Genomic DNA, 19,533 nt, shown 5'->3' on the forward strand with positions numbered 1-19,533 from the left:
CCTTTTCCAGCACGGAGCGCGCCATGAGCACGCCAGCCGCACCCGCTCTCAACAAGACCACGCCTTCGGTGCAGAGCGAGACCTCGCCGCTGCGGTTCGTGACCGCCGCCAGTCTGTTCGACGGCCACGACGCCGCCATCAACATCATGCGCCGGCTGATCCAGGCGCAGGGCGCGGAAGTCATCCACCTCGGCCACAACCGCAGCGTCGAGGACGTGGTCCGCGCCGCGCTGCAGGAAGACGCCGACGCCATCGCGCTGTCCAGCTACCAGGGCGGGCACGTCGAATACTTCAAGTACATGGTCGACATGCTGAAGGAACGTGGCGCTTCGCATATCAGGGTCTTCGGCGGCGGCGGCGGCACCATCACCCCGGAAGAGATCCGCGAATTGCAGGATTACGGCGTCGAACGCATCTACCACCCGAACGATGGCATGCACATGGGCCTGGTCGCGATGATCGAGGACGTGGTGCGTCGCGCCGGCGCCGCGCGCCAGCCGGTGGAAACGCCGCATCGCGTCGATATCGCCAACGGCAACGGGCGGGATGAAATCACCATCGGCCATATGCTCAGCGCGATCGAAGAGGGCGCGATCGACGAATCCGAACTCGCGCACCTGCGCAAGGAATGGCAACTGGCCGGCGGCAAGACGCCGGTGGTCGGCATCACCGGCACCGGCGGCGCCGGCAAGTCGTCGGTCACCGACGAACTGCTCAACCGCTTCCTCGCCAATTTCCCGGAGATGCGCATCGCGGTGATCTCGGTCGACCCCACCCGTCGCCGCACCGGCGGCGCGCTGCTCGGCGACCGCATCCGCATGAACTCGCTGCGCTCCATGCGCGTATTCATGCGCTCGATGGCGACCCGCCGCCAGCACGCGGCCACCAACATCGTACTGAAGGACTGCATCAGCTTCCTGAAGTCGCTGGGCTACGATCTGGTCATCGTCGAAACCGCCGGTATCGGCCAGAGCGATTCGGAGATCGTCGATCTCGTCGATTTCCCGATGTACGTCATGACCAGCGACTTCGGCGCGCCCAGCCAGCTGGAAAAGATCGACATGCTCGATTACGCCGAGCTGGTCGTGCTGAACAAATTCGACAAGCGCGGCGCGGAAGACGCGCTGCGCGACGTGCGCAAACAGTGGAAGCGCAACCGCGTCGCGTTCCAGACCGCCGACGCGGATGTGCCGGTGTATTCCACCATCGCTTCGCAGTTCAACGACCCCGGCATCAGCTGGATGTTCGCGAACCTGTGCCGGTTGATGCGCGAAAAACTGTCGCTGCCGGCGGAGAAATGGTCGCCGGCCATCGACACCTCGTTGAAGGAACCGCGCGCCACCGTACTGATCCCCGGCAACCGCGTGCGCTATCTCGCCGAGATCGCCGAGCAGGGTCGCGGCATCAACCGCCGCATCGAATCGCAGGCCGACACCGCCGATCGCGCGCAGTCGTATTGGCAGTCGCTGCATGATCTGGGCGATGCGGCGTTGCCGAAGGCGCTGGAGCTGTACGTGAGCGACGCTTTGCTTCCCTCTCCCCCCGGGAGAGGGACCGAGGGAGAGGGTACGGCGACCAGTGACGTCTCTCGTGGCCCGAACCCTCTCCCCAACCCCTCTCCCGATGGGAGAGGGGCTCACGGCATCGACCGCACCCTCATCACCCTCCGCCAACGCTACAACGACGCAGTCCAATCGCTCGACTCCGAAGCCCTCAAGTTGCTGCGCGAATGGCCTGCGCGCCTGAAATCGATCGTCGATGAGGTGACCGAGTACCAGGTCCGCGACAAGACCATCCGCGTCGAAAACTACCGCGAGTCGCTGTCGTACCAGAAGATCCCGAAGATCGCCGCGCCCACCTACAAAAGCTGGGGCGAACTGCTGACCTTCCTGCAGAAGGAAAACCTGCCCGGCTATTACCCCTACACCGGCGGCGTGTATCCGTACCGGCGCACCGGCGAAGACCCCATCCGCATGTTTGCGGGCGAGGGCACGCCGGAGCGCACCAACCGCCGCTTCCACTACCTCAGCGTCGGCCAGCCGGCCGCGCGCCTGTCGACCGCGTTCGACAGCGTCACCCTGTACGGCGAAGACCCGGCGATCCGTCCCGACATCTACGGCAAGATCGGCAACTCCGGCGTCAACATCGCCACGCTGGACGACATGAAGAAGCTGTACTCCGGCTTCGACCTCTGCGCGCCCAGCACCTCGGTGTCGATGACCATCAACGGTCCCGCGCCGATCATCCTCGCGATGTTCATGAACACCGCGATCGACCAGCAGGTCGAGAAATACCTGCGCGCCGACAACGCACGCTGGGATGCGGCGCACGCCACCATCGAAAAGCTGTTCGAAGGCAGGCGCCGCCCCGAATACAGCGGCCTGCTGCCCGAGACCAACGACGGCCTCGGTCTGGGTCTGCTCGGCGTGACCGGCGATCAGGTGGTCGATGCCGACACCTACGCGAAGATCAAGGCGCAGACCCTCGCCAGCGTGCGCGGCACCGTGCAGGCCGACATCCTCAAGGAAGACCAGGCCCAGAACACCTGCATCTTCAGCACCGAATTCGCGATGCGGATGATGGGCGACATCCAGCAGTATTTCGTCGACAGGAACGTCCGCAACTTCTACTCGGTGTCGATCAGCGGTTATCACATCGCCGAAGCCGGCGCGAACCCGATCTCGCAGCTCGCCTTCACGCTGTCGAACGGCTTCACCATCGTCGAGTATTACCTCGCGCGCGGCATGAGGATCGACGACTTCGCGCCCAACCTGTCGTTCTTCTTCAGCAACGGCATGGACCCGGAATACACCGTCATCGGCCGCGTCGCCCGCCGCATCTGGGCGCGTGCCATGCGCGAACGCTACGGCGCCGACGCCCGCAGCCAGATGATGAAGTACCACATCCAGACCAGCGGCCGTTCGCTGCACGCGCAGGAAATCCAGTTCAACGATATCCGCACCACGCTGCAGGCCCTGTACGCGCTGTTCGACAACTGCAACAGCCTGCACACCAACGCCTACGACGAAGCCATCACCACGCCCACCGAAGAAAGCGTCCGCCGCGCCGTCGCCATCCAGATGATCATCAACAAGGAACTCGGCCTCAATTTCTGCGAGAACCCCTGGCAGGGCAGCTTCATCGTCGACAAGCTCACCGACATCGTCGAAGAAGCCGTCTACAAGGAATTCGAAGCCATCAGCGAGCGCGGCGGCGTGCTCGGCGCCATGGACACCATGTACCAGCGCGGCAAGATCCAGGACGAGTCGATGACCTACGAACACAAGAAACACGACGGCAGCCTGCCGCTGATCGGCGTGAACACCTTCCTGCCGAAGGACCATGGCGGGGATATCGTCACCGAGATCGAACTCATCCGCTCGACCGAGGGGGAGAAGGGCCAGCAGATCGACAACGTCGCCAACTATCAGCGCCTCCGCAACGCCGCTCTGCTCCCTCCCCCGCATGCGGGGGAGGGCTGGGGTGGGGGTGAACCGCTGAAGATCCTCCAGAAAACCGCCCGCGACCGCCAGAACGTCTTCACCTCGTTGATGGAAGCGGTGAAGACCCACTCGCTCGGGCAGATCAGCCATGCGCTGTATGACGTGGGTGGGGAGTATCGTAGGAACATGTGAAGCGATACGACCGAGAGTCACCAGGATATGGCCTTCAATCTGCGCGAAATTTTCCAAGCGCTTGCCGACGCGGACTACGTCGTCGTCGGCGGGTTTGCGGTCATCCTGCACGGCCACCTGCGTGCAACGCGCGATCTCGATCTCGTTATCGGTTTTGCGCCCGACAATGTCGCCAAAGCCTGCGATGCATTGTCCGCTATCGGCCTACGCCCACGACTGCCGGTGACGTTTCAGGATTTCACCGACCCGGCCAAGCGCGAAGACTGGTTCAGACATCGCAATATGCAGGTCTTTCCGCTGTGGGACCCCACGAATCCCGAGCGATCGGTGGATGTCTTCGTTCATGAGCCGATGGACTTCGCTTCCCTTCTTGAAAACTCGATCGTCAAAGACCTGGACGGCGTACCGATCCGTGTGGCCTCCATCGCCCACATCATCGCGATGAAGCAAGCCGCCGGTCGTCGCCAGGACCTTGACGACATCGATGCCCTGCGCCAGATTGCAGGCGAAGCCGAACCATCGCGAGACGCGTCATGAATGACCCGCTCCGCTACACCTTCGACGATGCTCGTCGCCAACAGCTCCGCGACGGTGTCGCATTGAGTACGTCCGCCAAAGTGGCGTGGTTCGAGGAAATGGTCGCGCTGGTCGTACGCTTTGGTGCGCGGGATCGGCATGCGGATCGTCTTGAGAGATCTGTCATTGACGAAACAGATTCTGCGCCCTGATGAAAACCATGAAGACCTACTCGCTCGGTCAGATCAGCCATGCGCTGTATGACGTGGGTGGGGAGTATTGCAGGAATAAGTGACGTTTACTCCCTCCCCTGCGCGCGGGGGTGTGGTAACAGCAGCGATGCACGATTTCCGAGGATGGATGGATGAGCGATCACCAGCGGCAACACACGGATGCGTGGCGGTACGGATGCAGCGATCAGAAGTCGCAATGCCCCAACCTGTGGCGACATGCGCTTGCGATGCTGCTGCTGGCTTGTGCACTGGCCGGTTGCCGCGCGTTGCCCGCAGCCGAGCGTGGTCCACCCGCTGACGCTTTGCTTGACCAGATATGGCCGGAGCTCCCTCGCACCAATCAGGTATTGAGCAAACAAGATCAGGCGTACGCAGAAGCGGCCTTGGCCCACTTGCTGGAGACCTATCTGCATCGGGAATACGAAGTGGTCGACCAGCGGTTCTTCTGGAATCAGCCGCACAGGCATTCCTGGTCGGCGCTGGGCAAGAGTCATGGCAGTCTCATCCAGAACAATTGGGGCGGCGTGCTGGTCGATCAGGACTGGAGCGAGCCGGGTTTCGACCAGGTCGCGTTGTGGAAAGTGGTGATCGCAGGAAAGACGCACTATTTCGCGGTCGCGATGACCGACCAGCCGGTTTCCGGCGCTGGCGACCGCTATCTGATCGGCCGTTTCGAGCTGAAGAAATCGATGAAGTGATGGCGCAACAGGAGGCTCTGGAACCCGCAACGCGGCAGCGTTCCTGGGGAGAGATGTCTGAACTATTGGACAAGGATTGAGCGATGAGCGATCAGGACCGCGAGAGGCAATACACCGATGCGCGACTGTACGGGCCCGGTGGCCAGCCACAGCCTGCGGACATCCGGCAAGACAGCTATTACGATTGTTATCTGCTGGCGCCGATGGGAGCGCTTGTCTCCCAGCAACCCGATCGCATCCACGATGCGATCCGCTATCAGCCCGATCCGAACACTCCCAATGCCGGCGTGTTTTCAGTGACCATGCACCACCCGACTCGCGGAGTGCAGCAAATCGAGGTGAGTCAGGCCGATGTGGATTACAACATCCGTAGGCATGGCGGCAGCACGGCGGACAATCACGATGGCGGTCCGATCTGGCCTGCGGTGATGGAGGCGGCCTTCGCGAAGATGCATGACCCGCACCCGGAAAACGACGATCGCGGCGAGGCATACAGGGTCGTCGCCAGACAGAGCGGCGGCGGTTCGCTCAGCGACGGCATGTTCGCGCTGACAGGAGACGCCGGACAGAATCTGCGCATCGGCGAGCGCCCAACGTCAACGTCCACGCACGGGGCAACCGAAGAGCCGCCGCCTTACAGGGTTCCCAGCAGGGGTACTTTTGTCAGCGAGGAGGATGCCTATACCGGGATGCGCGTCGCGCTGGACAACAACCGCCCGGTGTCGTTGGCCACCATGGGCAAGGAAGTGAACGACGGTCTGATGGAGAGTCATGCCTACACCGTCACCGACATCCAGCAGCGCGACGGCCATACCTGGGTCACGTTGCGAAATCCCTATGCGCACAATCAGCAGGATGGCGCCTCGGAGCGGGGAGACACCGCCAGCCCCACCACCATCGTGCGCCTCGATCAGATGGCGAGTTCCGGCGCATTGGGCGAGATCAATATCGGACCGGCGCCCAGAGGGCAATCCCTCGACGGCATCCTGGTTGGCGAAGCCCGTCCCGATCGCATGCAGGGCGGCATCGGACAGGACACCTATCTCGTCGGCAGGAACGATACGGTCATGGACAGCGACGGCCACGGCGAACTGCGCTGGGGCGGGCGCGCGCTCACCGGCGGCGCGCGTGCCGAGGGCGATCCGCCCAACACCTACCGGAGTGCGGATGGCGAATACACCTACGCCCTCGCCGGCACCACGCTGACCGTCAGCAATCGCGCGGGGGAGTCGATGCAGGTCGAGCAGTACGCGCGCGGCGATCTGCGCCTGCGTCTTGAGGATCCGCCCGTGCGGACGCAGAACGAACCGCAGCAGGGCAACGGCGCGCTTGATCGACTCACGCCTCAGGACCGTGCCGTCTACGACCGGATGTTCACCGCCACGGAAGCGCAGTCGGGTGCTTACACGCAGGAACAGCGCGAGAACATCGCCGCCGCCGGGCTGGCGGAGTTCAAGCGCCGCGACGGCGTGGTGCAGCAGGCGCAGGACGTCGGCATCTACGGCGACCGGCTGTTCGCCACGTATTTTCCGAATGGGCAGGGCAACGAACCGAATTTCCATGCCAATGTGCGATTGGACGAAGCTGCGAATACGCCTGCGCGGGAGAGTTTGCAGCAGGTGGAAGCGCTGACGCAGCAACATGCCATTGTGCAGCCCGTACAGCAGATGGAGCCACAGCAGGGGCAGGGTGGGCCGGTGATGGGGGCGCGGGGGTTGTAGGATGTTTGGGATGTTCGATTGGGGCCGACTACGATCAGTGCAGCACAATGGGTCAAGTGTTCAAGCGCTGCGCTTGCCGCGACTAAGTTGTTGAAAATGTACTCTGGCCCTGTTTTCGGTGCCGGGTCGCTGACCCAGCCTACGTGCTGCTTCACCTGACAGCTTGACGATAGCGAGGGCATGCGCCAGATTGCGGACAAGGCCGGACACACGCGAGGCATGTCGTGAATGATCTGTTGCGTTATGCCTTCGAGGATGTGCGCCGTCGGCAGCATTGCGATGCTTTTGTAGGAGCGACGGAAGTCGCGACTGAACTATCAGACGTTGTGGGCCTTCGGAAAGCCGCCTCGGGTGGGAAACTACACTGTGCCCCTGGTTTTTTGCGAGTTGGAAGAGAATCTAGTCCTCAATGCCTGATATTTTGATGAGTTGTTGTGCTACATGTGCAAGAAAAGGAGCATGTGAGATATGTTCTCAATGGAGGCTCTAGATGACCCTGTTTGGAATATGTATACCGGCGTAGCGCCCAGCGACATCCTACAGCAGGGTGATCTGATAAAATTTTCAAAAGAAGGTGTAATTGATCGCTACGGAATAGTTGTCACGGCAGATTGTGATCTCGATAAGCGGAAGCATTCTCGCCTGGTGACTTTGGTGCCGCTTCTGTCTGTTGAGGATGTGATTTGTCAGTGCCTTTCCTTTGATGCTTTCGAGCACTATTCGTCGAAGCTCAAGGATTTTTGTAGGATTTCTCTGGGCATTGATGTTTCGCCAACTGATGGTCAGTTTTTGCCCAAGGTCAGGCTTAGGTTGATGGCAAATGATATTGCGGATGAAAACGCGAAGCTTGCGGCAAAAATTATTGTTCATGCGCCCTTTGAGATGACGGTTTCACGGCTCAGGTCTATTTTGGACGCGGCGGGTGTGGATTGGCCAAAAGTAATTGACCGGCTCCGTAATCAGATAAAGACGCGTGGAGATCTGTTATTGCTTTCAAGGCCGCCGCTCACTATGACTGACGCTCAAATTGCATGGTTGAGGCCAATGTGGCAAGAGCAAGTGTCATCTATCGCGCTTCGCACTTCTGAGTCCGCATCACGGACGGGGTTGCGCGTTGCACAGCTAAATTCTCCGTTTAGATATCGTTTGACGCAGATGCTTGGGCAGGTTTTTTCTGATATCGGGCTGCCCAATTTTTCCGTTTCTTCCGTCGAAGATGTTTTAACAAGGCTGAGTACTTAGAAATGGAAAAATTTATACTTCTGAGTGAGAGCGCAATTCAAGTAATCGTCAGCGGCAGGAATGCGAAGCAAAAAGTTTCCGCCTTGTCAGTCTCTGGTCTTCGTTCGGCTGCCTTGGAGCCCGATCTCCGGGCATTTGCAACGGGTCGCGAACGTGCAGAAGAATTCCGAGCGCTTGTCGATGTCGCGGCATTAGAATCGCTAAATGGAGATCCCGATACGATCTATACGCGAATCGGGCGTGTTCTAAAGGCCGCTGCTATGCCTCCTGTGCATCTGCCTCGTAGCTGGGCTGAGTTCCACCACAAGAATCGACTTGCTTTCTTTGCGGTGGGGGAAGATGAGGGTAGTCAACGGTGGCTGACGGAGATTGATGGTAGCGCCAAGGTTGTTAGATTTCTTGGTCTAACTGACAAAAAGCGCCAGAAAGATCTCGCTGAGTGGGTGCCTCCTAGTACACCTAGCGCTGCATCGTATCAAGAGTGGGCAGATACGGTTACTGCCGAAGTAGTAAAGGAGGCTATAGATAAAAGCTTCTCAGAGCAGTTTGACTTGAAAACAATTGGCAGCGAAGCTGTCGTACAGGGCTACTCATACGAATACTGGTTGAAGTTGCTAAAGAATGAGCAAGCTCAAATAGTTAATAGTCCACTCGACTCTTCAATTCGCGTCATCGGGCCGGCGGGCAGTGGTAAGACGTTAACACTGTGCATGCGTGCAATTCGTCTTTCACGTGATGAGAGTGTAATTGGTGGGCGAAAGAAGATACTAATCGCAACGCATAGTTGGGCGATGGCCGAGCGGATAGACGGGGTGCTCATGTCGCTGAATGGCGGCCATGCTGTGCAGTCTATTTCTGTTCTTCCTCTCCAGTACGTTCTTCAATCACATGCAGGTAATGTGGGGCAAATAGCTGGCTCCGTACTAGGTGAAGATAGTGCTGATGGTCAGCGCCGAGTGATGGAACTGCTTGATCGGTTCTTGGCGGAGTCGGCCGCTAAACTCAGCGCTTCAGCGCGCATCACCCTCTCGCCTCACATTTTACGGGGCCTGGAAGGAGATCAGGGTTCGCATGCCCGGAATGAGCTTGTGCTTGACCTATATGAAGAGGTTGTCGGCGTTTTGTCCCCGCAAGGAATTCTCACGGGGGATAGTGACAAGGTTGCTGAGTACCTATCTGCCAAGCGAGAGGATTCTTTGCCTCCTTTTTTCACGCGCTCAGATCGTGAGCTTTGTTTGCGTGTATCCGAACGGCTAATGGAGCAGTTGGTTGATCTTGGTGTTATTACTACCGATCAGTTGGTGCTCGATTGTATTCGCGTTTTTGAAACATTTACATGGAACGTCAAGCGAGAAACAGAAGGCTATGACTTTATTCTAATTGATGAGCTCCAGCTCTTTGATGCTCAAGAGCGCATGGCGATCTCGTTGCTTTCCCGTGCAAAGCCGGGGATGGTATTTCTCTCCGTTGAGGATCCTTCTCAAGGAATGTTTTCTACGGTTAATGAGCGGTCTGAGGCTTTGCGTGCGCGAAGCGATGTGTATCTCGAAGAGACGCATCGATTTAGGGCGGGATTGTTCGAGTTCATTAGCTACTTGTATTCTCGGTTTCCTCTGAATGCTACAGCTATTAAGGTCTCAAGGGCTGAAGCAAGGTCTCGTAAGCCGCATATCGTCCAGCTAACCGGGAAGGAGGCTATTGCGCAGTTTTGCGTGGGCAGGGCGCGGGAGGTTGATTCTGCGAAGGAAAAAGGGCGCAGGCTTTGCGTAGTATGCATATCACCTTTGGAGGACGCAGTTTTTGATGGGCTCAAGAGCGCTGGTTTCGCAGCAGTCAGGCTTGCAAGTTTTGATGATGTCGAGCTATTGAGTTACCAGCGGAAAACTGCGATTGTTTCTTCTTGGCAGTTTATCGGCGGGACACAATTTACAGATGTCATACTAATCGTTTCAGGGTTGGCGCGGCCAGCAAATGCTCACGCCAAGTTGCGTGAACTCACTGCGATCTATTTGGGATCAAGTCGCGCCAGTTCTGCTTTGGATATTGTGTGTGATGGACGAATTCCTGATGTTCTTCAGGCGGCACTGAAATCGAAAATTGCCACGAAGTTGTAGCCTGCACGAAGAAAAACAGGGGTCAGAGTGCACTTTACCTTGAGCGTGTCTGACTTTTTCAGAAAGTAAGTAGGCCCCCTGGCCCACCACTGAATGATCCGAGCCGTGTCCGATGCATCGCCCCGTGATTACATTTAGATGCATTGGATTTCATCGCGAGGGAGCGCGATGGTGGGCCAGGGCCCACCCTACGATGCTACGGTGGGCTGGCCGGATTTCACGCGGTAATGCGTTTTTTGCCGGTACGAGCGCGCTGCCGGAGCCGCTTCATGCAAAGGAACGTCTTCGTCTCGAAGACACAGGGAATGAGGAAGCGTTGCGCATGGCGAGTATCACGCTGATCAACAATACCCGTGAGATGGTGCGTCTGGCGCTGTTCAAGACGCCGGTGCTGAATCCCGATCTGGCCCCCATCGCCTGGAGGATCGCGTCACCGCCTCCGGGTGGTTCGACGAAGGTGATCCTTCCTTCGGATTTCACCGTGCAGGCCCACTATTCCGGCGATCCGTCCAACCCTGCCCATCTGGAAAATACGACGGTGCCTGTCGCCTTCTCCGAGACCACTGCCGGATTCTCGATCGACAGCATCAATCCGCAGGCGACTCGCGCGGTCATTCGCCAGGTGTCCACGGATCTGGCGATGAACGCGGTGCGCGTCGTCAACAACTTTCCGATCCGTGTCGAAGTATCGATCCGCATGGGTGACGATCCGATCCACGAGCCCCGGATTGTCTGGCCCGGAGGTGTTCTGATGGAGGACTTCCGCGGCCCGATCCATGTCGCGGTCGTGTCGCAGTTCACGATGCAGGGCATGAGGCTTTTGCAGGAGGAATTCAGCCTGACCCGGACCGAGGCGATCGCGGGCGGGAGGCTGCAGGTCACGGGATCGCAGTGGGTGGGATACGCGCTGACGGCGCTCTAAGCGGTCAACCCGCAGGGGTGTTTTAAATCACGGGTCATTGAGCCCGCCCCGAAGCGCAGCGGTTGTTATCATCGACGCATGGCCAAGCTCCTGCTCAATCTGCGCAATGTGCCCGACGACGAGGCGGACGATGTGCGTGCGCTGCTCGAAGACCACGAGATCGCGTACTACGAGACCTCGCCCGGGTTCTGGAATATCTCGCTGGGCGGAATATGGGTGCGCGAAGATGCGGCCTTCGCGGAGGCCAAGCGTGCGATGGCCGGGTATCAGGCGCAGCGCGCTGCGCGCGTTCGGGCCGAGAACGAGGCGGCCCGCCGGGACGGCACCGCTGGCACGTTCATGACCGTGCTGCGCAACGAGCCGATGCGCGTGTTGTCGGCGGTGCTGGGCATCATTTTCGCAATCGCGCTGGTGGCACTGCCGGCGCTGCTGCTGCGGAGATGAGCGAGTAGGGTGGAGTAAGCGCAGCGCAACTCCACCATTGAGACGCGGCATATTTCCTGGTGCGATCGACTGTTTTTCACTCTCTGGTCGATGGGTGGGCTTTCGCCGATTCGATGGTGGAGTTGCGCTGCGCTTGCTCCACCCTACGCGTTGCCGGTGTTGATCAGGAAGACTCGTCCGTGATGCGCTGCACGCGCGCGCGGTACGCGCCCACGTTGTCGCCGTCGATGCGCGTTTGCTGCGTGCCTTCGATCGTGTCGACCTTCGTGTCCGACTCCGCGCCCGTCACCGGCTTCGCCTCGACTTTCGTCTCGTGCTCGAAGCCGTGCGATTTGTCGGTATTGCGGTAATACCGGTACAAGGCCCAGTACAGCGCGGTGGCGCCGACCGGGCCGGCCGCCAGCAGCCAGAGTCCGCCGTCGTCGCTCATGAGGAACCTGCCAGGATCGCGATGGCGATGGTTTCGAGGATGGTGCCGACGGTGAGCGCGGCCAGCAGCAGTTTCCACTGCTGCACCGGCACGCTGCCCATGGTTTCGCCGGTGCGGCCGTTCACCGCGATGTAGTGCAGCATGCCGCCTTTAGCACCGGGCTGGTGGTACGAGTACAGCCAGACCGGCAGGTACATGGAGACCCAGCGCGTGCCGTGGACGTCGAGCTTTTCCTGTTCCCAGCGTACGCCGCGGTCGTAGCGGCGCACCGAGGCCTGGACCTGGGCGCGGGCGATCGACAGCAACTGATCTTCCAGGCGCGGGTGCAGATGCTCGACGTTGCTATTGCGCTTCTCGGAGGTGAAGCCCGAGAGGTACGAGGCGTTCCACTTCACCGCGTTCTTGGTGTCGAACGGCAGGATGGTGTTGATGATGTTGTTGGTGTTGACGCGCACGTCCAGGTTGCCGCGCTCGGTGGACGATTCCAGCGGCAGGTCGTCCACGGTGAAATCCACGTGGCGCTGCAACTGGTACACGTCGGCGTCGTAGTAGGTCTTCTTGTTGTTGTCGGTGCCGCGCGTGTATTCGCGGGTCTTGATCTCGCCCTTGCCGGCGACGTCGGCGCTCGCGTTGCCGTCGACGATCATGTACGGCAGGTACACGCCGACGACGTTCTCGGGCGTGAACTGTTCCTTGAATTCCTTCAGCGCGAACAGCCGCCGCTTGTCGACGAACTGGCGGATGCGCGCGACCGCGTCGTCCTTCTTGATGTGGAAGGGCAGCACCGCGTCGGGCACCGCGCCGTTGGCCACCTGTTCGTTGACGCCGAAGACGTGGCGGCACCAGTGGCAGCGCGCGGTCATCGCGCTTTCGGTGTTGACCGTGACCTCGGCGCCGCAGCCGGTGCATTTGAAGGTCATCAGCACGGCGGCGTCGGCGGCGATGTCGCGCGCGCCCGAGGCGATGACCGTGCCCTTGAGCTGGTCGATGCCTTCGCCGAATCCGAACAGCTCCTCGACCCGCGCGCCGTCCCATTCGTTGCGGCAGTACAGGCAGACCAGCAGATCGGTGCCGAGCTTGTGGCGGATGTCGGTCGAGCCGCATTTCGGGCAGCGGTTGAGGCCGTCGCTGAGCTCGGCTGCGGCGGTGTCGATGGCGACCGGATCGGGCGCTTCGAGTTCCTCGCGGATCGCGTCGGGCAGGGTGGCCGGGTCGATCGGCAGGCTGCCGGGCAACGGCGGCACGTCCTGCGGCGAACCCGGGCCGGTGACGGGCGGCAACGGCGGCGGCGTCTTGAAGTCGGACATGGTCGCTGCGCGCCTGCGGCTTACAGGCCCAGTGCCTTGGCCTTGAGCGCGTCGTAGTCGTCCTGGGTGATCAGGCCGAGGTCCAGCATCTCCTTGGCCTTCTTCAGTTTGGCGACCGGGTCATCCGCAGCGGGCGCGGCGGGCGCCACCGGCTGCTGCATGCTTCCGATGCCGAGCATGCCCGATGCCATGCCCACGCCCATGAGGCCCGCAGCGCCGCCGTTTTCTCCCGCCGACTGGATGCCCTGCGCCACGCTGGCCTGCAGGTTCGAGTTGCCGCGCGAACCGGACAGCGCATCCGCGCGCTGCACGGTCTTGAGCAGTTCGCGGGTGTTCGCGTCGTACTCGATCGAGACGATGGCGGTCTTGACGATGGCCAGGCCGCGATCGGACTTCCACTGGTAGCCCTGCTCGACCGCATCGGACAGGCTTTTCGCGAAGCCGAGCGAATCCTGCTGCAGCTTGGTGATGCGATTGCCCTTGGACGGATCGTTCGTGTACAGGCTGAAGGCCGGCGCGAGCGAGCCGACGACTTCGTTGAACAGCTGGCTGGCGGCGGCGTTGTCGTGGTCGGTGAAATCGAAGACCTGGCCCGGCTGCAGAAAGCTGGCCGGCACGAAGTTCTTCACGAACAGGATCGGATCGACGATCTTCAGCGTGTACGAGCCGCGCGTGACCGCGCCGACCTGGGTGTTGAGGAAGCCGTCGTCCCAGTAGATCTCGGACTGCGTACCGAAACGGTTGTCCGGCAGTTCCTTCAGCGAGACGAAGAAGGCGGCCTGCTGCGAGCCCGGCTGGCCGCCGAACTTGAAGCGTTCCCAACTTTGCGTGATCAGCGGGCTGACGATGCCGTCGCCGGCGAAGATGGACTGCGAGTTGAGGTCGTCCGAGCGCCACTCGTAGCCGCCGGGCTCGGCGACGAAGCCGGTGATCTTGCCGTCCTGGAACAGCAGCAGCCCGTAGCCTTCGGGCACGACGATCTTCGACCCGTTGGTGATGATGTTGGAGGAGCCGCTGGTGTTCGAGCCACGCCCGGCATTGGTGCCCTGCGGGACCGCCGCGAACAGCGCCGCCGTCGACGGCAGGCCGGCCGGCACCGTGTAGAAGTCCTTCCACTGGTCCGCGAACATGCCGCCGACCGCACCCGTGACCGCCTGTACAAGACCCATGACCACTCTCCACGATTCGTGGCTGGGCGCCATGCCCGCCATGCTGGCGAACTATACACGCGCCAAGGTCACGCGAATGACCGGCAACCCGCATGGCGGTCGGGCGGCAAGGACTCCGCGAGACAGCACGTGCGATGAAGCAAGCGCAGCGCAACGCCACCACTGCGGCGCCAGCGGCGCGATGCGCGCCCGACGCAATCGCTCGTTTGCACGGGAGCGGCCAGCGGGTGCAACGGAAGGATCGCAGCACCGGAATCGGCGGGCCGATGGGCTTCAAGTCCAAGCTCATCCGACGCCCTGCTGGCGAGCGCGGGGTTGCCGGGCGCTTCCCTTCCTGGCCATGCACTTGGGAAAACGGCCCTCGTCTCCTTCCCATCGACGGATGTTTGATAGGCTTCCGGGTCTTCGTCGATGGGTGGAAGCCGGTGTCCTTCATGGTGTGGTTGCGTGTGGTGCCGATTCTGCTGTTGATCGTGGCCAATACGCTGGTGCATGCATTGCCCCTGCTGGCTGTCGCGGTGTCAAAAGCCGTACTGCCGTTCGAGCGGGCGCGGCTGGCCTGCAACCCGGTGCTGACGGGCCTGGGCGAAAGCTGGATCGCGGCCAACAGCGCCATGATCGACCGCTTCACGCGCATCTGCTTCCATGTCAGCGAATCGACACCGCTGCATGCGGATGGCCACTATCTGGTGCTGGCCAACCACCAGAGCTGGGTGGATATTCTGGTGTTGCAGAAGGTCTTCAACCGGCGGATTCCGTTCCTGCGTTTTTTCCTGAAGCGCCAACTGATCTGGGTGCCGGTGCTCGGGTTGTGCTGGTGGGCGCTGGATTTCCCGTTCATGGGGCGCTACACGCGCAAGCAGATCGCGAAGAATCCGGCGCTGGGCAAGCGCGACATGGAGGCCACGCGTCGTGCCTGCGAGAAGTTCCGCAGCATCCCCGTCGCGGTGATGAACTTCGTGGAAGGCACCCGGTTCAGGCCGGAAAAGCACGCTTCGCAGGCGTCGCCGTATCGTCATCTGCTCAAGCCGAAATCCGGCGGTGTGGCATTCGTGATCGATGCGATGGGCGAGAGCCTGCACGCGATACTCGACGTCACGATCGTCTATCCCGGCGGTCGGCCTTCGATGCTGGATCTGATCGGCGGGCGCATGGAGGAGGTACGCGTGGCGATCCGGCAGCGTCCGATCCCGGATGCGCTGATCGGCGGCAGTTATCAGGACGATCGCGCGTTCCGGGCCCGCTTCCAGCAATGGATGAACGCGATCTGGGAAGAGAAGGATGCGGAGATCACGCGCTTGCTGGGGTGAGTGGAAGCCACAACGACGGATAGCGAATGGATGGCGGGCCTGCGCCTGCCATTCCCTGCGCAACGCGGAGCAAGCGCCGCGTCACGCCACGGAATCGCGACACCATGTGCGCACCGCGCTGCCGCGATCTCACCCGCGTCGCGCCGCCTCGATGGCGGCGACATCGATCTTGTGCATCGTCATCATCGCGTCGAAGGCGCGCTTGGCGACCGCCGGGTCCGGGTCGGTGTAGGCATCGATGAGGACGCGCGGGGTGATCTGCCACGACAGGCCCCACCGGTCCTTGCACCAGCCGCACGCGCTTTCCTGGCCGCCGTTGTCGACGATCGCGTTCCACAGCCGATCCGTTTCGGCCTGATCGTCGGTGGCCACCTGGAACGAGAACGCTTCGCTGTGCTTGATCATCGGGCCGCCATTCAGGCCGATGCACGGAATGCCCAGTACGGTGAACTCGACCGTCAGCACGTCGCCCTGCTTGCCGGAAGGATAATCGCCCGGCGCGTGATGCACGGCCGTTACCGCGCTGTCGGAGAAGGTCTCGGCGTAGAACATCGCGGCATCCAGCGCGGTGCCGTCGAACCAGAGGCAGATCGTGTTCCTGGGGGCCATGCGTCCGGAAGCCATGCCGTTTGAAGTCATGCTGTTTGAAGTCATGTCGTTCTCCTGTGTCGGGGGTCGGTACATGGTCGGCCCGATTATCCGGGCCCGTTCTTGAACCGGTGTAAAGCCGATGGGGGCGTTCAGACCTCCCCGATCGTGCCGGTCCGCACCTCGCCCACGCGGACATGGCGGGCGACCAGCACGCCGGAGGGTGAGGTCGTCGATGCTTCCAGCCTGAAGGTCGCAGCCTGCGTCCGGCTGTCGAACAGCCGCTTGCCACGACCGAGCAGGATCGGAAAGACCAGCAGGCTCAGTTCGTCGACGATATCCGTGGCGAGCAACTGCTGCACGAGATCGCTGCTGCCCTGCGTCACCAGATCGGGGCCATCGACGCGCTTGAGTTCGCGCAGCGCGTCGATGACATCGCCACCCAGCGCGCGGCTGTTGCGCCAGTCCAGCGTGTCGGGACGATGCGTGGCGACGTGCTTGGCGGCGGCGTTGAATCCGTCGGCGATGTTCCCGTACGAGCCATCGCCCGGCACATGCGGCCAGTACGCGGCGAAGATGTCGTAGGTGCGGCGCCCCAGCACCAGATCGAACGGGCGCGAGAACACGCCGCCCATCACGTCGTCGCCTTCGTCGATGTAGGGCCACGCCCAACCGCCGTGGACGAAGCCGCCGTCGCGGTCTTCGTCGGGCCCGCCGGGCCCCTGTATCACGCCGTCGAGGCTGATCATTGCGGCAACGATGAGTTTTCTCATGTCCACTCCTGCGGGGGATGAAACGTCGGCCTGTTCTTCTCCGACGAGCGACGGCCCCGGGGATCGACAGCCGCCGGGTAAAAAAACAGTGAATCATCGCGCTGACCCGCAAGGCGGGCTTGCGCCCGTCCTGCCGCTGCCATTCGATCGCTTTTTCACATGACGCGCCCCCTTTCTGGCGCCGATCCGATCGCGTATAAAGGCGCTGCGGTTTTTCTGCCATCCGTCACAGAACCAAAGGGGAGCAAGTCCAATGTCCATGTCTTTCCGCATCACCCATGCGGCGCGTCTGCTCGCGCTCGCGACGATGATGATCGCAGGCCTCAGCGGCTGCATTTCCATGAAATCCTACGTCGATCCGGCACTGCCGAAGGCGGGCAAGGGCGATCTGGTGGTCGCGCCGGAACCCAAGCCGGTGCAGGTCCTGTTCGAATTCCGCAGCAAGGGTGCGGCCAACGCTGCGGCGACTTCGCAGATCCGTCCCCGGGTGGTCGCGGTCGCTGCCGAATCCGGTCTGTTCAAGGAAATCGCGGCTGCGGGCGGAGCGCCGTCCGGCGGTGTTCTCAAGGTGATGATCGACAATGTCGCGATCACCGACAACGCAGCGGCCAAGGGCTTCGGCACCGGCCTCACCTTCGGCCTCGTCGGCTCGATGGTCACCGATGGTTACGTGTGCACCATGACCTACACGCGCGACGGCAAAGCCACCGAAACGACGGTCAAGCACGCGCTGCATTCCACGATCGGCAACAAGGCCGGCCCGGAAGGCCTGACGCCGATGACGCCGGCCGATGCGGTGAACGTGATCATGGACCAGCTGATCTGGAACGGGCTGAAACAGCTGTCCACCCAGGGCGCGTTCGAGTAAGCCCGCATGCGCCCGTCCATCCGTCTGCTGTTCTGCGGCGCTCTGCTCGCCACCCTTGCCGGCTGCGTCAGCACGCCGGCACTCACCTACCAGCCCAGTATCGATAACACCGAGCGCCTGCTGTCCGATCGGGACAAGCTCGACGTCGGCAGTTTCGATGCTGCCGCCGGTGTCGAGAACCGTCGCCTCGGCATGCGCGGTTCGTCGTTGAACGGAGGCGCCGACGGCACGTTCGCCACGTACCTGAAGGATGCGCTGGCAACCGAGCTGCGCGAGGCCGGTCGATTCCAGCCCATGGCGGCGACCGTCGTCAGCGGCCGGCTGGTCGAGAACCGGATGAGCGCGGCCGGCGCCAGCCAGGGCAAGGCGACGATGGCGGCGGATTTCGTCGTCACCCGGGGCGGCGAGCAGGTGTACGCGCGGACGATCCGCATCGAGAATGCGTGGGAATCCTCGTTCATCGGTGCGATCGCCATTCCGGCCGCGATCACGGGGTATTCGGCCACCGTCCAGAAACTGCTGGGCGAACTGTTCGCCGATCCCGAATTCCGCCGCGCCACGCAGACCGGCGCGATCGCGAACTGAAAGACTGTCGTCATTGAAGTGGTGATGGCGTCGGAGTGGGCTTTCATGAGCCCGCTCCGATTCCGTTTTACCGCTTCGCTCCCAACACGCCATCCAACGCCAATTCGGTCTTGAATCCCGCTTTTTCCAGGCGGGTCGCGACTTCGCGCGGCACATTGCGTCCGCTGGTGAGGGTGTTCGGGCTGCCGGTGTAGTGGAACAGGCGGCCACCGCGACGCAGCACGCGGGCGAGCTGGTCGTAGAACATCTGCGAATAGAGTTCGCCAGCGATACCGAATCGCGGCGGGTCGTGCAGCAGCGCGTCGACCGAGGCATCCGGAATCTGCGCGATCGCCTGCGTCACATCGCCATGGGTCAGTTGCAGACGACCACCGGATTCGGCCGCGTCGGGATCGGGAGACCACGGGTTGAGCGTGCGCAGCCACAGCACGTCGGCGTTCTTCTCGAACGACTGGATGCGCGCGGCGCCGGCTTCCAGGCAGCACGCGGCGAAGTAGCCCAGCCCACCGCAGGTATCGAGTACGGTCTTGCCCTGCGGCTGCACCAGCGCCACCTTGCGCCGCGCGTCCTCGATCGGCGATGCCTTCGCGGTGGGCAGCATCTTGATGCCGTCGATCTCGAAAGTCGGCGCGCCCCATTCGGTGGGCACCAGTTTGATCAGCGCGCCGGAATAGCGCGACACCGCCGTGAACGCGTCGCCATCCCAGTAATGGATCGTGCGGTCCTTGAGCTTGCCGGGCCAGGGATAGCGCTGCCCGCGCCATTCCCATGCGTCCGCGTCCAGCCGCGCTTCGCCGTTGGAACGGCCGAGGTCCAGCGAGCCGGTCCACGTGTCCGCGCCGTACTTGTGCGCGGCGAGCATGGATTCGCCCAGCGGGCGGGTGAGCAGGGGGCCTGCGTAGTGCGGCATGGGGGCGATCTTCGGAGCGGGCGGGCAGAATACCGTGGGTGTACGGTCTGCGCGTCGTCCCTGTTCGC

The 19,533-nt window shown here is 61.8% G+C and carries 18 protein-coding genes; 12 read left to right on the plus strand and 6 right to left on the minus strand.

The window, feature by feature from the left end; genetic code table 11:
* Window positions 1–23: 23 nt before the first annotated feature.
* The 9 genes from HOP03_11790 (at window position 24) to HOP03_11830 (ending at window position 11,525) form a co-directional block, all read left to right on the plus strand.
* Window positions 24–3,635, plus strand: coding sequence for a methylmalonyl-CoA mutase family protein (locus HOP03_11790; GenBank protein NOT88851.1), 3,612 nt, complete (start codon window positions 24–26; stop codon window positions 3,633–3,635).
* A 27-nt stretch (window positions 3,636–3,662) separates the two neighbouring features.
* Window positions 3,663–4,172, plus strand: a complete 510-nt coding sequence (locus HOP03_11795; GenBank protein NOT88852.1) for a hypothetical protein — start codon at window positions 3,663–3,665, stop codon at window positions 4,170–4,172.
* A complete protein-coding gene (locus HOP03_11800) occupies window positions 4,169–4,363 on the plus strand; it encodes a hypothetical protein (GenBank protein ID NOT88853.1) in 195 nt (64 codons plus the stop codon). The genes HOP03_11795 and HOP03_11800 overlap by 4 nt, the downstream gene beginning before the upstream one ends.
* Window positions 4,364–4,731: 368 nt before the next feature.
* Complete coding sequence (locus tag HOP03_11805; GenBank protein ID NOT88854.1) at window positions 4,732–5,082, plus strand: hypothetical protein; 351 nt, start codon at window positions 4,732–4,734, stop codon at window positions 5,080–5,082.
* 83 nt (window positions 5,083–5,165) lie between these two features.
* Entirely contained in the window at window positions 5,166–6,803 is a 1,638-nt protein-coding gene (locus HOP03_11810) for a hypothetical protein (protein ID NOT88855.1), read from the plus strand.
* A gap of 468 nt (window positions 6,804–7,271) precedes the next feature.
* Entirely contained in the window at window positions 7,272–8,045 is a 774-nt protein-coding gene (locus HOP03_11815) for a hypothetical protein (GenBank protein ID NOT88856.1), read from the plus strand.
* A 2-nt stretch (window positions 8,046–8,047) separates the two neighbouring features.
* Window positions 8,048–10,159, plus strand: a complete 2,112-nt coding sequence (locus HOP03_11820) for a hypothetical protein (protein ID NOT88857.1) — start codon at window positions 8,048–8,050, stop codon at window positions 10,157–10,159.
* Window positions 10,160–10,481: 322 nt separating this feature from the next.
* The gene (locus HOP03_11825; protein NOT88858.1) at window positions 10,482–11,081 is read left to right on the plus strand and encodes a hypothetical protein; all 600 of its coding nucleotides are present in this window, start codon (window positions 10,482–10,484) and stop codon (window positions 11,079–11,081) included.
* A gap of 78 nt (window positions 11,082–11,159) precedes the next feature.
* Entirely contained in the window at window positions 11,160–11,525 is a 366-nt protein-coding gene (locus HOP03_11830; protein NOT88859.1) for a hypothetical protein, read from the plus strand.
* Window positions 11,526–11,688: 163 nt separating this feature from the next.
* Here the strand turns inward: HOP03_11830 and HOP03_11835 are convergent, their stop codons facing one another.
* From HOP03_11835 to HOP03_11845, 3 genes are read right to left on the minus strand one after another with little or no spacing between them, the layout of a single operon-like run.
* Window positions 11,689–11,955: a hypothetical protein gene (locus HOP03_11835; protein ID NOT88860.1), complete on the minus strand. Its 267-nt coding sequence runs from the start codon at window positions 11,953–11,955 to the stop codon at window positions 11,689–11,691.
* Window positions 11,952–13,262, minus strand: a complete 1,311-nt coding sequence (locus HOP03_11840; protein ID NOT88861.1) for a TFIIB-type zinc ribbon-containing protein — start codon at window positions 13,260–13,262, stop codon at window positions 11,952–11,954. The genes HOP03_11835 and HOP03_11840 overlap by 4 nt, the downstream gene beginning before the upstream one ends.
* A 20-nt stretch (window positions 13,263–13,282) precedes the next feature.
* Window positions 13,283–14,431, minus strand: a complete 1,149-nt coding sequence (locus HOP03_11845) for an SPFH domain-containing protein (GenBank protein ID NOT88862.1) — start codon at window positions 14,429–14,431, stop codon at window positions 13,283–13,285.
* A gap of 434 nt (window positions 14,432–14,865) precedes the next feature.
* Here HOP03_11845 and HOP03_11850 point away from each other — a divergent pair, with 434 nt between their 5' ends.
* Entirely contained in the window at window positions 14,866–15,741 is an 876-nt protein-coding gene (locus tag HOP03_11850) for an acyltransferase (GenBank protein NOT88863.1), read from the plus strand.
* A gap of 129 nt (window positions 15,742–15,870) precedes the next feature.
* On the opposite strand, the gene HOP03_11855 is transcribed toward HOP03_11850, so the two are convergent.
* Window positions 15,871–16,350 carry a VOC family protein gene (locus tag HOP03_11855; GenBank protein ID NOT88864.1) on the minus strand — a complete coding sequence of 160 codons (480 nt, stop codon included), beginning with the start codon at window positions 16,348–16,350 and terminating at the stop codon, window positions 15,871–15,873.
* A gap of 131 nt (window positions 16,351–16,481) precedes the next feature.
* Window positions 16,482–17,102 carry a dihydrofolate reductase gene (locus HOP03_11860; GenBank protein NOT88865.1) on the minus strand — a complete coding sequence of 207 codons (621 nt, stop codon included), beginning with the start codon at window positions 17,100–17,102 and terminating at the stop codon, window positions 16,482–16,484.
* 253 nt (window positions 17,103–17,355) lie between these two features.
* Here HOP03_11860 and HOP03_11865 point away from each other — a divergent pair, with 253 nt between their 5' ends.
* Window positions 17,356–17,970, plus strand: coding sequence for a hypothetical protein (locus HOP03_11865; protein ID NOT88866.1), 615 nt, complete (start codon window positions 17,356–17,358; stop codon window positions 17,968–17,970).
* Window positions 17,971–17,976: 6 nt separating this feature from the next.
* The gene (locus HOP03_11870; protein ID NOT88867.1) at window positions 17,977–18,555 is read left to right on the plus strand and encodes a hypothetical protein; all 579 of its coding nucleotides are present in this window, start codon (window positions 17,977–17,979) and stop codon (window positions 18,553–18,555) included.
* Between the two features lie 67 nt (window positions 18,556–18,622).
* Here the strand turns inward: HOP03_11870 and HOP03_11875 are convergent, their stop codons facing one another.
* On the minus strand, window positions 18,623–19,465 hold the full coding sequence (locus tag HOP03_11875; protein ID NOT88868.1) for an SAM-dependent methyltransferase: 843 nt from the start codon (window positions 19,463–19,465) through the stop codon (window positions 18,623–18,625).
* Between the last annotated feature and the right edge of the window lie 68 nt (window positions 19,466–19,533).

This window comes from Lysobacter sp., assembly GCA_013141175.1.
Taxonomy (GTDB): Bacteria; Pseudomonadota; Gammaproteobacteria; order Xanthomonadales; family Xanthomonadaceae; genus Lysobacter_I.

Bases quoted from the DNA above. Each gene is read 5' to 3' on its own strand.
- HOP03_11790 (NOT88851.1), top strand. From the start codon at position 24: ATGAGCACGCCAGCCGCACCCGCTCTCAACAAGACCACGCCTTCGGTG.
- HOP03_11795 (NOT88852.1), top strand. From the start codon at position 3,663: ATGGCCTTCAATCTGCGCGAAATTTTCCAAGCGCTTGCCGACGCGGAC.
- HOP03_11800 (NOT88853.1), top strand. From the start codon at position 4,169: ATGAATGACCCGCTCCGCTACACCTTCGACGATGCTCGTCGCCAACAG.
- HOP03_11810 (NOT88855.1), top strand. From the start codon at position 5,166: ATGAGCGATCAGGACCGCGAGAGGCAATACACCGATGCGCGACTGTAC.
- HOP03_11815 (NOT88856.1), top strand. From the start codon at position 7,272: ATGTTCTCAATGGAGGCTCTAGATGACCCTGTTTGGAATATGTATACC.
- HOP03_11820 (NOT88857.1), top strand. From the start codon at position 8,048: ATGGAAAAATTTATACTTCTGAGTGAGAGCGCAATTCAAGTAATCGTC.
- HOP03_11825 (NOT88858.1), top strand. From the start codon at position 10,482: ATGGCGAGTATCACGCTGATCAACAATACCCGTGAGATGGTGCGTCTG.
- HOP03_11830 (NOT88859.1), top strand. From the start codon at position 11,160: ATGGCCAAGCTCCTGCTCAATCTGCGCAATGTGCCCGACGACGAGGCG.
- HOP03_11835 (NOT88860.1), bottom strand. From the start codon at position 11,955: ATGAGCGACGACGGCGGACTCTGGCTGCTGGCGGCCGGCCCGGTCGGC.
- HOP03_11840 (NOT88861.1), bottom strand. From the start codon at position 13,262: ATGTCCGACTTCAAGACGCCGCCGCCGTTGCCGCCCGTCACCGGCCCG.
- HOP03_11845 (NOT88862.1), bottom strand. From the start codon at position 14,431: ATGGGTCTTGTACAGGCGGTCACGGGTGCGGTCGGCGGCATGTTCGCG.
- HOP03_11850 (NOT88863.1), top strand. From the start codon at position 14,866: ATGGTGTGGTTGCGTGTGGTGCCGATTCTGCTGTTGATCGTGGCCAAT.
- HOP03_11855 (NOT88864.1), bottom strand. From the start codon at position 16,350: ATGGCCCCCAGGAACACGATCTGCCTCTGGTTCGACGGCACCGCGCTG.
- HOP03_11860 (NOT88865.1), bottom strand. From the start codon at position 17,102: ATGAGAAAACTCATCGTTGCCGCAATGATCAGCCTCGACGGCGTGATA.
- HOP03_11865 (NOT88866.1), top strand. From the start codon at position 17,356: ATGTCCATGTCTTTCCGCATCACCCATGCGGCGCGTCTGCTCGCGCTC.
- HOP03_11870 (NOT88867.1), top strand. From the start codon at position 17,977: ATGCGCCCGTCCATCCGTCTGCTGTTCTGCGGCGCTCTGCTCGCCACC.
- HOP03_11875 (NOT88868.1), bottom strand. From the start codon at position 19,465: ATGCCGCACTACGCAGGCCCCCTGCTCACCCGCCCGCTGGGCGAATCC.